This window comes from Streptomyces sp. 150FB, from assembly GCF_000818195.1.
Taxonomy (GTDB): domain Bacteria; phylum Actinomycetota; class Actinomycetes; order Streptomycetales; family Streptomycetaceae; genus Streptomyces.
Genome location: NZ_JTHL01000001.1, coordinates 6,007,192 through 6,022,974, shown reverse-complemented (window position 1 = coordinate 6,022,974; position 15,783 = coordinate 6,007,192). Strand labels below are relative to the sequence as shown.

Genomic DNA, 15,783 nt, shown 5'->3' with positions numbered 1-15,783 from the left:
AGGCGACTGTCAACGGCGGCGTAGGTCCGCGACCCGCGCCCTGTCGCTCTGTTGGTCCGTCGGCGCCGCCGATGCCGTCGTCGAGGTCGACGCGCTCCGCAAGTGGGGCGCCCCGCCGCCCGGGCCCGTGGTGCGGCGTTGGCCCGGCAGCGGTACGTCGCGGCGGGGCTGGCGCCCCTCGCCGCTCGAGGTGCCGCCCGCACTCCCCGTACCTCCGGCGCCCCCCGCGCCCACGCCCGCGACCGTGATCTGCACCCCCTGGTCCGCCAGCGCCTGGAGCTGCGTCACTGCGCGCTCGTCGTTCGCCGGGGGCTCGTCCGTCACCAGGCGGCTGATCAGATCGGTCGGCACCGTCTGGAACATCGTGTCGGTCCCGAGCTTGGTGTGGTCGGCCAGCACGACCACCTCCGCCGCCGACTGGACCAGTGCCCGGTCCACGCTCGCCGAGAGCATGTTGGAGGTGGACAGGCCGCGTTCGGCGGTCAGTCCGCTCCCCGAGATGAACGCCCGGGTGACCCGCAGGCCCTGGAGGGACTGCTCGGCTCCCGAGCCGACCAGCGCGTAGTTCGAGCCGCGCAGCGTGCCGCCCGTCATGACGACTTCGACGCGGTTGGCGTGCGCCAGCGCCTGGGCGACCAGCAGCGAGTTGGTGACGACGGTCAGGCCCGGGATACGCGCGAGCCGCCGGGCCAGCTCCTGCGTGGTGGTGCCGGCGCCGACGACGATGGCTTCGCCCTCGTCGACGAGGCTCGCCGCCAGGTCGGCAATGGCCGTCTTCTCCGCCGTTGCGAGATGGGACTTTTGCGGAAAGCCGGATTCTCGCGTGAATCCGCCCGGCAGTACCGCACCGCCGTGCCGGCGGTCGAGGAGTCCTTCGGCCTCCAGTGCCCGCACGTCCCGTCGTACGGTCACTTCGGAGGTCTGGACGACGCGGGCGAGCTCACGGAGCGACACGGCCCCGTTGGCGCGCACCATTTCGAGGATCAATTGGCGACGTTCTGCAGCGAACACGAAACTGACAGTAACCCCAATGACCGTCCGGTCTCAGCAGTTTACGCCGGAAAACGGAAGTTGCACTCGGAAGAGCGCTCCGAGTGGTATGGGGTGATCGGTCTGCCTCGCGTCAGCTCTCCTCCGCCGTCTTGCGGGTGTGCAACTGCCGTGCCACTTCGGCGATCGAGCCGGACAGCGAGGGATACACCGTGAAGGCGTTGGCGATCTGTTCCACCGTCAGATTGTTGTCGACGGCCAGCGAGATGGGGTGAATGAGTTCACTCGCACGCGGCGCGACGACCACCCCGCCGACGACGATTCCGGTGCCCGGACGGGCGAAGATCTTGACGAAGCCGTCGCGGATGCCCTGCATCTTGGCGCGCGGATTGCGCAGCAGTGGCAGCTTGACGCCACGGGCGTCGATCTTGCCGCTGTCGACGTCGGCCTGGCTGTAGCCGACGGTGGCGATCTCCGGGTCGGTGAAGACGTTCGACGAGACAGTCTTGAGGTTGAGGGGGGCCACGGCGTCGCCCAGGAAGTGGTACATGGCGATCCGGCCCTGCATCGCGGCGACGGAGGCGAGGGCGAAGATGCCGGTGACGTCGCCGGCCGCGTAGACGCCGGGCGCCGACGTACGGGAGACCCGGTCGGTCTTGATGTGGCCGGAGTCCTTGACCAGGACGCCGGCCTCCTCCAGGCCCATGTTCGCGGTGTTCGCGATGGCTCCGACCGCCATCAGGCAGTGCGTGCCGGTGATGACCCGGCCGTCGGAGAGAGTGACCTCGACCCGGTCGTCCACCCGTTTGGCCGACTCGGCGCGGGAGCGGGACATCACGTTCATGCCCCGGCGCCGGAACACGTCCTCCAGGACGGCGGCGGCGTCGGGGTCCTCGCCGGGAAGTACACGATCGCGTGACGACACGAGGGTGACGCGCGAGCCGAGCGCCTGGTAGGCGCCGGCGAACTCGGCGCCGGTGACGCCCGAGCCGACCACGATGAGTTCCTCGGGCAGCTCGTCGAGGTCGTACACCTGGGTCCAGTTGAGGATCCGCTCGCCGTCCGGCTTGGCGTCCGGGATCTCGCGGGGGTGGGCGCCGGTGGCGATCAGTACGGCGTCGGCGGTGAGCGACTCCTGGCTGCCGTCGGCCGCGGTCACGACGACCTGGCGCGAGCCGTCCATCGCCTGCCGGCCGTCGAGCCGGCCACGGCCGCGCATGACACGCGCGCCCGCCCGGGTGACGGAGGCGGTGATGTCGTGGGACTGGGCGAGCGCGAGGCGCTTCACCCGGCGGTTGACCTTGCCGAGGTCGACGCCCACGACCCGGGCCGCCTGCTCCAGCGGCGGGGTGTCGTCGGCGACGATGATGCCGAGTTCCTCGTACGAGGAGTCGAAGGACGTCATCACCTCGGCTGTCGCGATGAGCGTCTTGGACGGCACGCAGTCGGTGAGCACGGAGGCGCCACCGAGTCCGTCGCAGTCGACGACGGTCACCTCCGCGCCGAGCTGGGCCCCCACGAGGGCCGCCTCATAGCCGCCGGGGCCGCCGCCGATGATCACGATCCGGGTCACGAAAAAATCCGCCTCAGCATTGTTTACCCGGCCCCGCTGTCACCCCGGCCGGGGGTCCGGGGCTGTCCCCCGGGAGGTGCAGTACGTACTCCATTGTCCCGCACGCGCCAAGTTGCCTCGCGCCGGGTCCTGGGAGCACCCGTACGAGGGTCCGCGAGGCGCCGGGTCCCGGCGTCCGCCCGGGCCACCGGCGGTCACGGTCGTACCTCCCGTACCCTCGTCCCCATGTCGCTCTACGCCGCGTACGCCGGCAACCTCGACGCGCGGCTGATGTCCCGCCGCGCCCCGCACTCTCCGCTGCGCGGCACCGGCTGGCTCAACGGCTGGCGGCTCACCTTCGGTGGGGAGCAGATGGGCTGGGAGGGGGCGCTGGCCACGATCGTGGAGGCGCCGCGCTCACAGATCTTCGTCGCGCTGTACGACATCGCGCCGATGGACGAGGACTCGATGGACCGCTGGGAGGGTGTCGGCCTCGACATCTACCGGCGGATGCGGGTCCGGGTGGACACCCTGGACGGCGAGGAGCCGGCCTGGCTGTACGTCCTGAACGGTTACGAGGGCGGCCTGCCCTCCGCCCGCTACCTGGGCGAGCTGGCCGACGCCGCCGATTCGGCGGGCGCACCCCACGACTACGTGATGGAGCTGCGCAAACGCCCCTGCTGAGGGCGTGCGGAGCACGGCGGCGGCCGACCCCTTCATGCGGCTTTGCGGGCCTTTGCCGGACCCCTCGTCGGAAACGACAACACAACGATCCGAAGACCGTGTGAGCATCATCTACGCGCGTAGGGAATGACCGGCTACCCTCATCCGCGTGAACGCATCTGTTATCCCGGCTTTCGCCGACGGACCCGCCGACCCCCTCGCCACCGCTGACGCCGCCGCCGCGCGCCTGCGGGAGCTGACCGGCGCCGAGACCCATGACGTCGCCCTTGTGATGGGCTCCGGGTGGGGACCCGCCGTCGACGCGCTCGGCGTCCCCGAGGCGGAGTTCCCGGTCACCGACCTGCCCGGGTTCCCGGCACCGGCCGTGGAGGGCCACGGCGGCAGCATCCGCTCGTACCGGATCGCCGAGAAACGCGCGCTGGTCTTCCTCGGCCGTACGCACTACTACGAGGGCCGGGGCGTCGCCACCGTCGCGCACGGTGTCCGTACGGCGGTCGCCGCCGGGTGCAAGACCGTCGTGCTGACCAACGGCTGCGGCGGGGTGCGCGAGGGGATGCGCCCGGGGCAGCCGGTGCTGATCAGCGACCACATCAATCTGACCGCGGTCTCGCCGATCATCGGCGCGAACTTCATCGACCTGACGGATGTGTACTCGCCCCGGCTGCGCGCCCTCTGTAAAGAGATCGACCCGGCTCTCGAAGAGGGCGTGTACGTCCAGTTCCCGGGACCGCACTACGAGACCCCGGCCGAGATCAACATGGTCCGGGTGCTGGGCGGTGACCTGGTCGGGATGTCGACCGTCCTGGAGGCCATCGCGGCGCGCGAGGCGGGCGCCGAGGTGCTCGGCATCTCGCTCGTCACCAACCTGGCCGCGGGGCTGACCGGTGAGCCCCTCAACCACGAAGAGGTCCTCCGGGCCGGCCGCGACTCGGCGACCCAGATGGGCGCGCTGCTCGCCCGGGTGCTTGAGCGCATCTGAGCCGGGAATGACTTCAGGCCCGGGCTCCGGCGGCAGCGGCCGTCCGCGCCCCGGCCGCAACACCGTCAGTGGTGCCCGTTCGGGGCGCAAGGAGGCGTGTACAGCGTGCAGCAGGACATCGTGACCCGCGCCAGGGCCTGGCTCGACGAGGACCCGGACAGCGACACCCGCGCTGAGCTGGGCGCGCTGATCGACGCCGGGGACCTCGACGCCCTGGCCGAACGCTTCTCCGGCACGCTCCAGTTCGGCACCGCCGGGCTGCGCGGCGAGCTGGGGGCCGGGCCGATGCGGATGAACCGCACCGTGGTGATCAGGGCGGCCGCCGGGCTCGCCGCGTATCTGAAGGCGCGCGGGCAGGGTGACGGACTGGTCGTCATCGGGTACGACGCCCGCTACAAGTCCACCGACTTCGCCCTCGACACGGCGGCCGTGATGACCGGCGCGGGGCTGCGCGCCGCCGTGCTGCCCCGGCCGCTGCCCACGCCCGTACTCGCCTTCGCCGTACGGCACCTCGGCGCCGTCGCGGGCGTCGAGGTCACGGCGAGCCACAACCCGCCCCGGGACAACGGCTACAAGGTCTACCTCGGCGACGGCTCCCAGATCGTGCCGCCCGCCGACGGCGAGATCGCGGCGGAGATCGACGCGGTCGGACCGCTCGCCTCCGTACCGCGCCCCGGCGACGGCTGGCAGACCCTGGGCGACGACATCCTGGCGGCCTACCTGGAGCGTACGGACGCGGCGCTGACGGCCGGGACGCCGAGGACCGCGCGCGTCGTCCACACGGCCCTGCACGGCGTCGGTACGGAGACGTTCACCGCCGCGTTCGCCCGCGCGGGTTTTCCCGCGCCGGTCCTGGTCCCCGAACAGGCCGAGCCCGACCCGGCGTTCCCCACCGTCGCGTTCCCCAACCCCGAGGAACCGGGCGCGATGGACCTGGCCTTCGCGACCGCCCGGCGCGTACAGCCCGACCTGATCATCGCGAACGACCCGGACGCGGACCGCTGCGCGGTCGCTGTGCCGGACCCCGCGCCCGGCGGCCCCGGCTGGCGGATGCTCAGCGGTGACGAGGTCGGCGCGCTGCTGGCGGCGCACCTCGTCGCCAAGGGCGCCACGGGTGTGCTGGCCGAGTCGATCGTCTCCTCGTCCCTGCTCGGCCGGATCGCGGAGCGCGCGGGCCTCGGGTACGAGGAGACGCTGACCGGCTTCAAGTGGATCGCCCGCGTGGAGGGGCTCCGGTACGGGTACGAGGAGGCGCTCGGCTACTGCGTCGACCCCGGCGGCGTACGCGACAAGGACGGCATCACGGCCGCGCTGCTGGTGGCGGAGCTGGCGTCGGGGCTCAAGGCCGAGGGCCGGACGCTCACCGACGTACTGGACGACCTCGCGCTGACGCACGGGCTGCACGCGACGGACCAGCTCTCGGTGCGGGTGAAGGACCTGTCGCTGATCTCGGACGCGATGCGGAGGCTCCGCGAGGGGCCACCGGTGGAGCTGGCGGGGCTGCGGGTCGCCTCGGCGGAGGACCTGACGCGCGGCACGGCCACGCTCCCGCCGACGGACGGGCTGCGGTATCGCCTGGAGGGCGCGTACGAGGCCCGGGTGATCGTCCGCCCCAGCGGCACCGAGCCCAAGCTGAAGTGCTACCTGGAGGTCGTGGTCCCGGTGGCGTCCCTGGACGAACTGGGGACGGCGCGGAAGCGGGGGGCGGAGGTTCTGGCGACGCTGAGGATGGACGTGGCGGAGGCGGCGGGTCTTTGAGCCTCCCGGCCGGTCGCCTCGCGGCGGTGCGCCTCGCGGCGGGCGGTCGTGGTCTGGCCGTTCGGTGCCACCGGGTTCGTTTCGCGGACGGGTCCGGGGTCACCGGCGTGGGTTGCGGTTGTTGACGGGGGCCGCTCCGGGGTGGCATCCGGGATGGCACGATTTACGGCGCCGTCACCGCGGTCGCCAGGTGAACGCGGTCGTGCGCCGCAAATCACGCTTTAGTATCCCGGACACCACCCCTGCGCGCCCCCCTTCACCTGCGGGAACGCCGCGCTGACCGCCCCGGGCGCGGCGTTACGGGTCTGCCGACTGCGACGGAGGGTGACGGGGTCGCAGGAGGTACGTGTCCGGACGCTAACGTGAGATTTGTGGCGCACGACCGCCTCAAGCAACACGTTCCGGGGTCACGACGCCGTAAATCACACGTCCGGACATGTGCCTCCGGAGGCCCCGGCGCCCGGCACCGAAACCGCGACCGCAACCAAGACCCGGCCGCAACCACCGCACCGCCAAGACCACGGCCGCCCGCCGCGAGGCACAACGCGGCGACAACGACCCCCGTCAACCAGTGATCAGCAGGATGAGCAGGACGATCAGGCCCGCCGCCGCCGGGGCGAGCACCTCGTACGCCCAGCGGACCTCCGGCTCACCCTGCGCGCCAGGGCTGGTCGCCGCCTGTTCGGCCAGTTCTCGTAGGTCCGCGACCGTCTGGTCCGCCACGGCCATCCGTGCCGCCGAGTCGGTGACGTCCGCGCTCACCGAGGTCCTGCCGTGCGGGTCGTCCACCGAGCTGCGGGCCTGGCGGCGGGAGACGCGCTTGCGTTGGCGCAGCGAGACCGGGACCGCCCACATCTGGTAGCGCTTGCCGCCCTCCGTCGTCACCTCGGTCGAGTAGCCGGCGCGCACGCTGGTGACCACGGCCCACGGCAGGGTGATCAGCCGGAACGGGTTCCTGATCCGCAGCTTGTCGGCGCCCGCGAAGACCGCGGGGCGCAGGGTGAAGGCGACGATCAGCGGTACGGAGAGCAGCAGCCCGGCGAGTGCCAGCCAGGGCGTGCGGCCGCCGCCCGCGATCAACGCGTCGCCGCCGAGCCAGAGGGCGAGCAGGAGCAGCAGCACGCCGCTCGCGATCCCCGGGGACGACCGGAAGGCGCGGTCGGCGAAGGTCGACTCGGCGGGCTGATCGGGACTGGTCATGGGTACGATTCTGCCGCATCCGCCCCGGAACCGGGCCCGGCGGGTGAGGGACGGGGACTGGACGTTCCGCTACGCGCGTAGATATGCTCCCCTGGTGACCATGTCCACCACCGCACCCGCACTCGCTGACGTGACCGCGTCCGACAGCACACTGCGCCGATACCTCCATGGGCTCCCCGGCGTGGACGCCGTGGGCCTGGAGGCGCGCGCCGCGTCGCTCGGGACCCGTTCCATCAAGACCACGGCCAAGGCGTACGCCATCGATCTCGCCATCTCGATGATCGACCTGACGACGCTCGAAGGCGCCGACACCCCCGGCAAGGTCCGCGCTCTCGCCGCCAAGGCGGTCCGCCCCGATCCGACCGACCGTTCCGCTCCCGCCACCGCCGCCGTCTGTGTGTACTCGGACATGGCGGAGACGGCGGTGACCGCGCTGGCCGGTACGGACGTCAAGGTCGCGTCCGTCGCGACCGCGTTCCCCGCCGGGCGCGCCTCCCTCGCGGTGAAGCTCGCCGACGTACGCGACGCCGTCGCCGCCGGTGCGGACGAGATCGACATGGTCATCGACAGGGGCGCGTTCCTCGCGGGCCACTACCTGAAGGTGTACGAGGAGATCCGCGCCGTGAAGGACGCGGCGGGCGGCGCCCGGCTGAAGGTCATCTTCGAGACCGGCGAGCTGTCCACGTACGACAACATCCGCCGCGCCTCCTGGCTCGGCATGATCGCGGGCGCCGACTTCATCAAGACGTCGACCGGCAAGGTCGGGGTCAACGCCACTCCGGCGAACACCCTGTTGATGCTGGAGGCCGTGCGCGACTTCCGGGCGCAGACCGGTACGCAGGTCGGCGTGAAGCCGGCCGGTGGCATCCGTACGTCCAAGGACGCGGTCAAGTTCCTGGTGCTGGTCAACGAGACGGCGGGCGAGGACTGGCTGGACAGCCACTGGTTCCGCTTCGGAGCGTCCAGCCTGCTGAACGACCTGCTGATGCAGCGCCAGAAGCTGGCCACCGGCCGGTACTCCGGCCCCGACTACGTGACGGTGGACTGATCATGGCATTCGAGTACGCACCGGCCCCGGAGTCCCGGGCGGTTGTCGACATCGCGCCGAGCTACGGCCTGTTCATCGACGGCGAGTTCGCCGAAGCGGCGGACGGCAAGGTCTTCAAGACCGTGAGCCCGGCGTCGGAAGAGGTCCTGTCGGAGGTCGCGCAGGGCGGTACGGAGGACGTCGACCGGGCCGTGAAGGCGGCGCGCCGGGCCTTCGAGAAGTGGTCGGCGCTGCCCGGCGCCGAGCGCGCCAAGTACCTGTTCCGGATCGCGCGGATCATCCAGGAGCGCTCGCGCGAACTGGCCGTGCTGGAGACGCTCGACAACGGCAAGCCGATCAAGGAGACCCGGGACTTCGACCTCCCGCTGGTCGCCGCGCACTTCTTCTACTACGCGGGCTGGGCCGACAAGCTCGGCCACGCGGGGTACGGCAGCGACCCGCGTCCGCTCGGCGTCGCCGGGCAGATCATCCCCTGGAACTTCCCGCTGCTGATGCTCGCGTGGAAGATCGCCCCGGCGCTCGCCACCGGCAACACCGTCGTGCTGAAGCCCGCCGAGACCACTCCGCTCAGCGCGCTGTTCTTCGCCGACATCTGCCGCCAGGCGGGGCTGCCCAAGGGCGTGGTGAACATCGTCACCGGCGACGGGGCGGCGGGCGCCGCACTCGTCGAGCACCCGGACGTCAACAAGGTCGCCTTCACCGGATCGACCGCCGTCGGCAAGGCGATCGCGCGGCAGATCGCCGGTACGGGCAAGAAGGCCACGCTCGAACTCGGCGGCAAGGGCGCCAACATCGTCTTCGACGACGCGCCCGTCGACCAGGCGGTCGAGGGGATCGTCAACGGCGTCTTCTTCAACCAGGGCCAGGTCTGCTGCGCCGGTACGCGGCTGCTCGTCCAGGAGTCGGTCCAGGACGAGGTGCTCGACGCGCTCAAGCGCCGCCTCGCCACGCTGCGGATCGGCGACCCGCTGGACAAGAACACCGACCTCGGCGCCATCAACTCCGCCGAACAGCTCGCCCGTATCGAGGCGTTGGCGCGGACCGGCGAGGCGGAGGGCGCCGAGCGCTGGTCGCCCGCGTGCGAACTGCCGTCGTCGGGCTACTGGTTCGCGCCGACGCTCTTCCTGAACGTCACCCAGGCGCACACCATCGCGCGCGACGAGATCTTCGGCCCGGTGCTCTCGGTGCTGACGTTCCGTACGCCCGACGAAGCGGTGGCGAAGGCCAACAACAGCCAGTACGGCCTGTCGGCGGGCATCTGGACGGAGAAGGGCTCCCGCATCCTCGCTGTCGCGAACAAGCTCCGGGCGGGTGTCGTCTGGGCCAACACGTTCAACAAGTTCGACCCGTCCTCGCCCTTCGGCGGCTACAAGGAGTCGGGTTACGGCCGCGAGGGCGGCCGCCACGGCCTTGAGGGGTACCTGGATGTCTGAGCGACTGAGTGTGTTCAAGACCTACAAGCTGTACGTCGGGGGCAAGTTCCCCCGCAGCGAGAGCGGCCGGGTGTACGAGGTGACGGACTCCAAGGGCCGCTGGCTGGGCAACGCCCCGCAGTCGTCCCGCAAGGACGCGCGGGACGCGGTTGTCGCCGCGCGCAAGGCGTTCGGCGGCTGGTCGGGCGCGACCGCGTACAACAGGGGCCAGGTGCTGTACCGCGTCGCCGAGATGCTGGAGGGCCGCCGGGAGCAGTTCGTACGCGAAGTCGCCGACGCCGAGGGCCTGTCGAAGTCGAAGGCGGCACTGGTCGTCGAGGCGGCGATCGACCGGTGGGTCTGGTACGCGGGCTGGACCGACAAGATCGGCCAGGTGGCGGGCGGGGCGAACCCGGTCGCCGGGCCCTTCTTCAACCTGTCCACCCCTGAGCCGACCGGAGTCGTCACGGTCCTCGCGCCGCAGGACTCGTCGCTGCTCGGGCTGGTCTCGGTACTGGCACCGGTGATCGCCACGGGCAGTACGGCGGTGGTCGTCGCGAGCGAGAAGTCACCGCTGCCGGCGCTGACGCTGGGCGAGGTGCTGGCGACGTCGGACGTGCCGGGCGGGGTGGTCAACATCCTCTCGGGCCGTACGGGCGAGATCGCGGCGCCGCTGGCCGCGCACCAGGACGTCAACGCGATCGACCTGGCGGGCGCGGACGAGATCCTCGCGAAGGAGCTGGAGATCGCGGCGGCGGACAACCTGAAGCGCGTACTGCGCCCGGCCGTTCCCGCGCCTGACTGGACGGCAGACCCGGGCACGTACCGCCTGACGGCGTTCCTGGAGACGAAGACGGTCTGGCACCCGACGGGCAGCCTGGGCGCGTCGGGGTCTGGGTACTGAGACCGCACTGGAATGGCCCCTGCGCACGCTCTTCCGGGCGAAGCGGGGGCCATTCCAGTGTCCAGTACCAGACAGAACAGCACAGTGGTGTACATGACTGACACCAACACCATGACTGAGGCGCGCGCCAACTTCGGTGCCCTGCGTCTCCTCGGTCTGGAATCCGAGGCATGAGCTACGAAGTCTTATGGGAGACGCTTGCCCTCGAAGCGGCGAAATCAACCGATCTCGGCCGCATGCACTCGGGCCGCTATTGGCCTCTCTACGAGATCCGCGAAACGCACATCCAGGTCGCGGTGCTCCAACTCGGCCGGACCGCTTGACGCGGCCCCCCTCACGCGTCAGCCCGTCAGCAGCCGCGTCGCCTGGCCGATCACCGGGAGGTCGGAGAGCGAAGCGCCGTTCGTGATCGGGTCCGTCAGCGGTCCCGTGTTCAGCGGCTGGAAGTCGGCGATCTGCGTGCCCACCACATTGTCCAGCGGGTCCACGCCCGTGCCCGCCAGCGGGTCCAGCTTGAGGTTCGCGACCGGGCTCACCACGCCGGAGAGCCCGTACTTCGCCGCGCTCGCGAGGCCCTGCGCCGCCGCCGTGCCCGCTCCGGGCAGCGGGGTGTCGATGTCCGAGAGCGAAGCGGGCGCCGCCGACTGCGCCGCCTGGGCCGAGGCGCCCGCCAGGCCGAGGACCGCGCCCGCTGCCGTGAGGGTCAGTCCGGCGCGCAGCAGGGGCCGGCGCTGGGAGGGGGAGGCTGCGTGACGTGCCATGGGGGTTCCCGCCTTGAGGAAGTCGAATCGTAACCGTAACGGCACACAGAGTAGTTGAGAGCGCCCGCTCGATACCAACAATTCATCTGAATCATCCCCGGGGGTCCCCTGCCCGGCCGCATGCCTCAGACTGGTGTCCCGTGAGCCCCCAACCGAACACGCCCCAGGTCGTGCTGCTGGCCGGTCCCTCCGGCTCCGGAAAATCGTCCCTCGCCGCCCGTACGGGCCTGCCCGTGCTGCGTCTCGACGACTTCTACAAGGAGGGCGACGACCCGACGCTGCCGCTCGTGGCCGGCAGCCCGGACATCGACTGGGACTCGCCGCTGTCCTGGGACGCCGAGGCCGCCGTCGGGGCGGTCGCCGAGCTGTGCCGTACGGGCGCCACGACCGTCCCCGTCTACTCCATCGCCACCAGCTCGCGCGTGGACACGGAGGCGCTCGCCGTCGGACAGGCGCCGGTGTTCGTCGCCGAGGGCATCTTCGCCGCCGACATCGTGGCCCGCTGCCGGGAACTCGGCCTGCTGGCCGACGCGCTGTGCCTGCGGGGCCGTCCTTCGACGACGTTCAGGCGGCGGCTCCTGCGGGATCTGCGCGAGGGGCGCAAGTCCATACCGTTCCTGCTCCGGCGCGGACTACGGCTGATGCGCACCGAGCGCTCGATCGTCGCGCGCCAGCGCGCGCTGGGCGCGTACCCCTGCGCCAGGGACGAGGCGCTCGGCCGGATCGCCGCCGCAGCGGGACGGTACGCGGGAGCGCGTACGGCCGTTCCCGCGCCGGCCGAAGAGGCCGCGCCCGCCACCCGTACGTGAAGTGACGTGCAGTGAAGTGACGCGACGTGACGTGACGTGACGTGACGTGACGTGACGTGAAATAAGCAGCAGAACAAGCAGCACCGGACATCAGGCCTCCCCGACCTGTCCGTCCGGTGCTGCTCGTCTCCCCCGTGCCCCCCACGCGTGCCGCTGTCTCCCCCGAGACAGCGGGTCTTTCAGCCTTCAGGCCACCAACTCGCCGAAGGACGCTTCCTCGTCACGGCCGAAGCTCAGGACCTCGTCGTCGCGCAGCCGGCGCAGTGACCGCCAGATGCTCGACTTGACCGTGCCGACGCTGATGTCGAGGATCTCCGCGATCTCCGGATCGGTGCGGCCCTCGTAGTAGCGCAGGACGAGCATCGTCCGCTGGAGCTCGGGGATCCGGGCGAGCGCCTGCCAGAGCACGGTGCGCAGTTCGGTGCCGCGCATCGCGTCGGTGTCGCCGACCGTCTCCGGCAGCTCCTCCGTCGGGTACTCGTTGAGCTTGCGCCTGCGCCAGGCGCTGATGTGCAGGTTGGTCATCGTGCGGCGCAGATAGCCGCCGACCGCCGCCTTGTCGCTGATCCGGTCCCATGCGCGGTAGGTCGAGAAGAGCGCGCTCTGGAGCAGGTCCTCGGCCTCGTACCGGTCGCCGGTCAGGTGGTAGGCGGTGGCGTAGAGGGAGGCGCGGCGCTCCTGGACGTACGCGGTGAACGCCGTCTCGGCGTCCGAGGCGCCGGGCGCCTTCGCCGGCTGGTCCACCGGCTGCTCCGCCGGCTGGCTCACCGTGCGGTCCAGCGGCTGGTTCGCGTCAACGACCGTCACGTACGACGGCCTCTGCTGACGCCCGGCGCCACGAACGCACCCCCGCCCGTTCACGGCGCCGGACTTCTCGTTGCTCCGCAGGACGTCGTGCAGACGCGTGACAACTGCGCTTGAGGTGGTTCCGTGCAGTGCGTTCATCCCGCGCCCCCCGTCGATTGGAGTCTGGTTCTTGCCGTATGCCGAAAAGCTTGCACGGGCAGTTTCATCACGCTGTCCGTCGACTGTCACAGGCCTGTCACAGGGGCACTTGGCAGCCTGGGCGCATACGGCGAAAGTTGTGGCGGATGTGTGGGAGCGCCCCAACTGTCGAACTCCGGTCCCCCCATGAGTCAGAATGACCCCTGTGCCTTTCCTGCTGCTGATCGAGGACGACGACGCCATCCGCACGGCCCTCGAACTCTCTTTGTCACGCCAGGGCCACCGGGTGGCCACCGCGGCGACGGGAGAGGACGGCCTGAAACTGCTCCGTGAGCAGCGACCGGACCTGATCGTGCTGGATGTGATGCTGCCCGGAATTGACGGTTTCGAGGTGTGCCGGCGGATCAGGCGCACCGATCAGTTGCCGATCATTCTGCTGACCGCCCGAAGTGACGACATCGATGTGGTGGTCGGCCTGGAGTCGGGCGCCGACGACTACGTGGTGAAACCCGTACAGGGCCGGGTGCTTGACGCCCGGATCCGCGCGGTGCTGCGGCGCGGCGAACGCGAGTCGACCGACTCGGCGACCTTCGGGAGCCTGGTGATCGACCGCTCGGCGATGACGGTCACCAAGAACGGCGAGGATCTCCAGCTCACCCCGACCGAGCTGCGGCTGCTGCTGGAGCTGAGCCGGCGGCCGGGGCAGGCCCTGTCGCGGCAGCAGCTCCTGCGGCTCGTCTGGGAGCACGACTACCTGGGCGACTCGCGCCTGGTGGACGCGTGTGTGCAGCGCCTGCGGGCGAAGGTGGAGGACGTACCGTCCTCACCGACCCTGATCCGTACGGTACGGGGCGTGGGCTACCGGCTGGACGCGCCTTCGTGAGCGACGTACCCGCGACGGGCGGGCCGGAGGACGGATCGACGGGATCGACGGGACCGGCCGGATCGGCCGGTTCGGCCGGTTCGGCCGGTTCGGCGGAAGCGAACCGTACGGGCGGGGAAACCCCCGGCGGGACCCACGGCACTCCCAGCGGCAACCACGACACCCGCGGCCACCACGACAGCTACGACGGATCCGACGGGCCCGACGGGCCGGCCGGCGGCAGGGCGAAGAAGGCGGTCCTGGCGCGGTTGCGCTGGACGAGCCTGCGGCTGCGGCTCGTTGTCGTATTCGGAGCTGTCGCGCTCATCGCCGCCGTCTCCGCGTCGGGGATCGCGTACTGGCTCAACCGCGAGGCCGTGCTCACCAGGACGCAGAACGCGGCGCTGAGCGACTTCCAGCAGGAGATGCAGAACCGTGCCGCCCAGCTCCCGCTGAAGCCGCTCCAGAGCGATCTCCAGGTCACCGCCGAGCAGATGGCGGCCGGAAAGAACAGCGGTTACTCGGTGCTGCTGCTCGGCGAGCGGGCCAAGGGCAAGCCGATCGTCGGCGCCTCCGACCCGGGCACCTTCACGCTGAACGACGTGCCGGAGTCGTTGCGGAAAGCGGTGAACGAGCGACAGCCGGTGACCGGCGGCAACAAATTCCCGTACCACCTGTTCTGGCAGCGCGTGGAGCGCGACGGCACGCCCTATCTGGTCGGCGGTACGCGGATCATCGGCGGCGGCCCCACCGGCTACGTCTTCAAGTCGCTCGACCAGGAGCGCGCGGATCTCACCTCGCTGGCCTGGTCGCTGGGGATCGCGACCTTCCTGGCGCTCATCGGCTCGGCGCTGCTCGCGCAGGCGGCGGCGACCACCGTACTGAAGCCCGTACGCCGGCTCGGCGAGGCGGCGCGGCTGCTCGGCGAGGGCCGGCTCGGCATCCGGCTGCGGGTGACAGGGACGGACGAACTGGCCGATCTGTCACGGACGTTCAACCGGGCCGCCGAGTCGCTCCAGAAGAAGGTCGCCGACATGAGCGCGCGGGAGGAGTCGAGCCGCCGCTTCGTCGCCGACATGTCGCACGAACTGCGTACGCCGCTGACCGCGCTGACCGCGGTGACGGAGATCCTGGAGGACGAGGCAGACACCCTCGACCCGATGATCGCGCCCGCCGTGACGCTGGTGGTGAGCGAGACCCGCAGGCTCAACGTCCTGGTGGAGAACCTGATGGAGGTCACCCGCTTCGACGCCGGCACGGCGCGGCTCGTCCTCGACGACGTCGATGTCGCCGACCAGGTCACCGCCTGCATCGATCTGCGCGCCTGGCTGGACGCGGTGGATCTGGACGCGGAACGGGGCATCATGGCGCGGCTCGATCCGCGCAGGCTCGATGTGATCATGGCGAATCTGATCGGCAACGCGCTCAAGCACGGCGGGTCGCCCGTACGGGTCGCCGTGCGCACCGAGGGCGACGAACTCGTGATCGAGGTACGGGACCACGGCCCCGGCATCCCCGAGGAGGTACTGCCGCACGTGTTCGACCGTTTCTACAAGGCGAGCGCCTCCCGGCCGCGCTCCGAGGGCAGCGGGCTCGGTCTGTCGATCGCGATGGAGAACGCGCACATCCACGGGGGCGGCATCACGGCGGCGAACGCGCCGGACGGCGGCGCGGTGTTCGAGCTGCGGCTGCCGCGCTACGGATCGCGGACGGCGGAGACGGACCAGGACGGGGACCGGGAGCCGGGGCGCGGGCCGGGAGAGTCCGGGAACCCGGCGGGCGACTGGAACCACGACGGCGGCGACGGGAACGACGTACGGTGACCCGGCCCAGCAGCCCCAGCGGCTCCGGCGACGGCAGGGGTCCCAGCGGCGGCGCG

The 15,783-nt window shown here is 71.0% G+C and carries 15 protein-coding genes; 10 read left to right on the top strand and 5 right to left on the bottom strand.

Annotated features, from left to right (window positions below):
• Nucleotides 1-9 precede the first annotated feature (9 nt).
• Together QR77_RS26030 and QR77_RS26025 are read right to left on the bottom strand one after the other, a co-directional pair.
• Complete coding sequence (locus QR77_RS26030; RefSeq protein ID WP_078877136.1) at nt 10-1,011, bottom strand: DeoR/GlpR family DNA-binding transcription regulator; 1,002 nt, start codon at nt 1,009-1,011, stop codon at nt 10-12.
• 112 nt (nt 1,012-1,123) lie between these two features.
• Complete coding sequence (locus tag QR77_RS26025) at nt 1,124-2,563, bottom strand: NAD(P)H-quinone dehydrogenase (RefSeq protein ID WP_040024502.1); 1,440 nt, start codon at nt 2,561-2,563, stop codon at nt 1,124-1,126.
• A 225-nt stretch (nt 2,564-2,788) separates the two neighbouring features.
• Here QR77_RS26025 and QR77_RS26020 point away from each other — a divergent pair, with 225 nt between their 5' ends.
• The 3 genes from QR77_RS26020 (at nt 2,789) to QR77_RS26010 (ending at nt 5,963) form a co-directional block, all read left to right on the top strand.
• On the top strand, nt 2,789-3,226 hold the full coding sequence (locus QR77_RS26020; RefSeq protein ID WP_040024501.1) for a gamma-glutamylcyclotransferase: 438 nt from the start codon (nt 2,789-2,791) through the stop codon (nt 3,224-3,226).
• Nucleotides 3,227-3,374: 148 nt separating this feature from the next.
• Complete coding sequence (locus QR77_RS26015; RefSeq protein WP_040024500.1) at nt 3,375-4,205, top strand: purine-nucleoside phosphorylase; 831 nt, start codon at nt 3,375-3,377, stop codon at nt 4,203-4,205.
• A gap of 105 nt (nt 4,206-4,310) precedes the next feature.
• Nucleotides 4,311-5,963 carry a phospho-sugar mutase gene (locus QR77_RS26010; protein ID WP_040028669.1) on the top strand — a complete coding sequence of 551 codons (1,653 nt, stop codon included), beginning with the start codon at nt 4,311-4,313 and terminating at the stop codon, nt 5,961-5,963.
• Between the two features lie 564 nt (nt 5,964-6,527).
• Here QR77_RS26010 and QR77_RS26005 read toward each other — a convergent pair.
• Nucleotides 6,528-7,163, bottom strand: coding sequence for a PH domain-containing protein (locus tag QR77_RS26005; RefSeq protein ID WP_040024499.1), 636 nt, complete (start codon nt 7,161-7,163; stop codon nt 6,528-6,530).
• A gap of 100 nt (nt 7,164-7,263) precedes the next feature.
• Between QR77_RS26005 and deoC the strand changes: the two genes are divergently transcribed.
• The 4 genes from deoC to QR77_RS47520 all read left to right on the top strand — a co-directional run bounded on the left by deoC (nt 7,264) and on the right by QR77_RS47520 (nt 10,850).
• On the top strand, nt 7,264-8,211 hold the full coding sequence (gene deoC / locus QR77_RS26000) for a deoxyribose-phosphate aldolase (RefSeq protein WP_173476454.1): 948 nt from the start codon (nt 7,264-7,266) through the stop codon (nt 8,209-8,211).
• The gene (locus QR77_RS25995; RefSeq protein ID WP_107068987.1) at nt 8,208-9,644 is read left to right on the top strand and encodes an aldehyde dehydrogenase family protein; all 1,437 of its coding nucleotides are present in this window, start codon (nt 8,208-8,210) and stop codon (nt 9,642-9,644) included. Before deoC ends, QR77_RS25995 begins: the two co-directional genes overlap by 4 nt.
• Nucleotides 9,637-10,527, top strand: a complete 891-nt coding sequence (locus QR77_RS25990) for an aldehyde dehydrogenase family protein (protein WP_040024495.1) — start codon at nt 9,637-9,639, stop codon at nt 10,525-10,527. The genes QR77_RS25995 and QR77_RS25990 overlap by 8 nt, the downstream gene beginning before the upstream one ends.
• Before the next feature lie 170 nt (nt 10,528-10,697).
• The gene (locus QR77_RS47520) at nt 10,698-10,850 is read left to right on the top strand and encodes a hypothetical protein (protein WP_173476351.1); all 153 of its coding nucleotides are present in this window, start codon (nt 10,698-10,700) and stop codon (nt 10,848-10,850) included.
• 18 nt (nt 10,851-10,868) lie between these two features.
• Here the strand turns inward: QR77_RS47520 and QR77_RS25985 are convergent, their stop codons facing one another.
• The gene (locus tag QR77_RS25985; RefSeq protein ID WP_040024494.1) at nt 10,869-11,288 is read right to left on the bottom strand and encodes a hypothetical protein; all 420 of its coding nucleotides are present in this window, start codon (nt 11,286-11,288) and stop codon (nt 10,869-10,871) included.
• Nucleotides 11,289-11,428: 140 nt separating this feature from the next.
• Here QR77_RS25985 and QR77_RS25980 point away from each other — a divergent pair, with 140 nt between their 5' ends.
• Complete coding sequence (locus QR77_RS25980) at nt 11,429-12,097, top strand: hypothetical protein (protein WP_236710817.1); 669 nt, start codon at nt 11,429-11,431, stop codon at nt 12,095-12,097.
• A gap of 186 nt (nt 12,098-12,283) precedes the next feature.
• On the opposite strand, the gene QR77_RS25975 is transcribed toward QR77_RS25980, so the two are convergent.
• Nucleotides 12,284-13,042 carry a SigE family RNA polymerase sigma factor gene (locus tag QR77_RS25975; protein ID WP_040024492.1) on the bottom strand — a complete coding sequence of 253 codons (759 nt, stop codon included), beginning with the start codon at nt 13,040-13,042 and terminating at the stop codon, nt 12,284-12,286.
• A 205-nt stretch (nt 13,043-13,247) separates the two neighbouring features.
• On the opposite strand from QR77_RS25975, the gene afsQ1 reads away from it, so the two are divergent.
• Nucleotides 13,248-13,925, top strand: a complete 678-nt coding sequence (gene afsQ1 / locus QR77_RS25970) for a two-component system response regulator AfsQ1 (RefSeq protein WP_173476453.1) — start codon at nt 13,248-13,250, stop codon at nt 13,923-13,925.
• A gap of 239 nt (nt 13,926-14,164) precedes the next feature.
• A complete protein-coding gene (locus QR77_RS25965; RefSeq protein ID WP_052489714.1) occupies nt 14,165-15,727 on the top strand; it encodes a HAMP domain-containing sensor histidine kinase in 1,563 nt (520 codons plus the stop codon).
• Nucleotides 15,728-15,783 lie beyond the last annotated feature (56 nt).

Excerpts from the sequence above, each read along its gene's own strand:
- QR77_RS26020 (WP_040024501.1), top strand. The coding sequence starts at position 2,789 with ATGTCGCTCTACGCCGCGTACGCCGGCAACCTCGACGCGCGGCTGATG.
- QR77_RS26005 (WP_040024499.1), bottom strand. The coding sequence starts at position 7,163 with ATGACCAGTCCCGATCAGCCCGCCGAGTCGACCTTCGCCGACCGCGCC.
- deoC (WP_173476454.1), top strand. The coding sequence starts at position 7,264 with ATGTCCACCACCGCACCCGCACTCGCTGACGTGACCGCGTCCGACAGC.
- QR77_RS25990 (WP_040024495.1), top strand. The coding sequence starts at position 9,637 with ATGTCTGAGCGACTGAGTGTGTTCAAGACCTACAAGCTGTACGTCGGG.
- QR77_RS47520 (WP_173476351.1), top strand. The coding sequence starts at position 10,698 with ATGAGCTACGAAGTCTTATGGGAGACGCTTGCCCTCGAAGCGGCGAAA.
- QR77_RS25985 (WP_040024494.1), bottom strand. The coding sequence starts at position 11,288 with ATGGCACGTCACGCAGCCTCCCCCTCCCAGCGCCGGCCCCTGCTGCGC.
- QR77_RS25975 (WP_040024492.1), bottom strand. The coding sequence starts at position 13,042 with ATGAACGCACTGCACGGAACCACCTCAAGCGCAGTTGTCACGCGTCTG.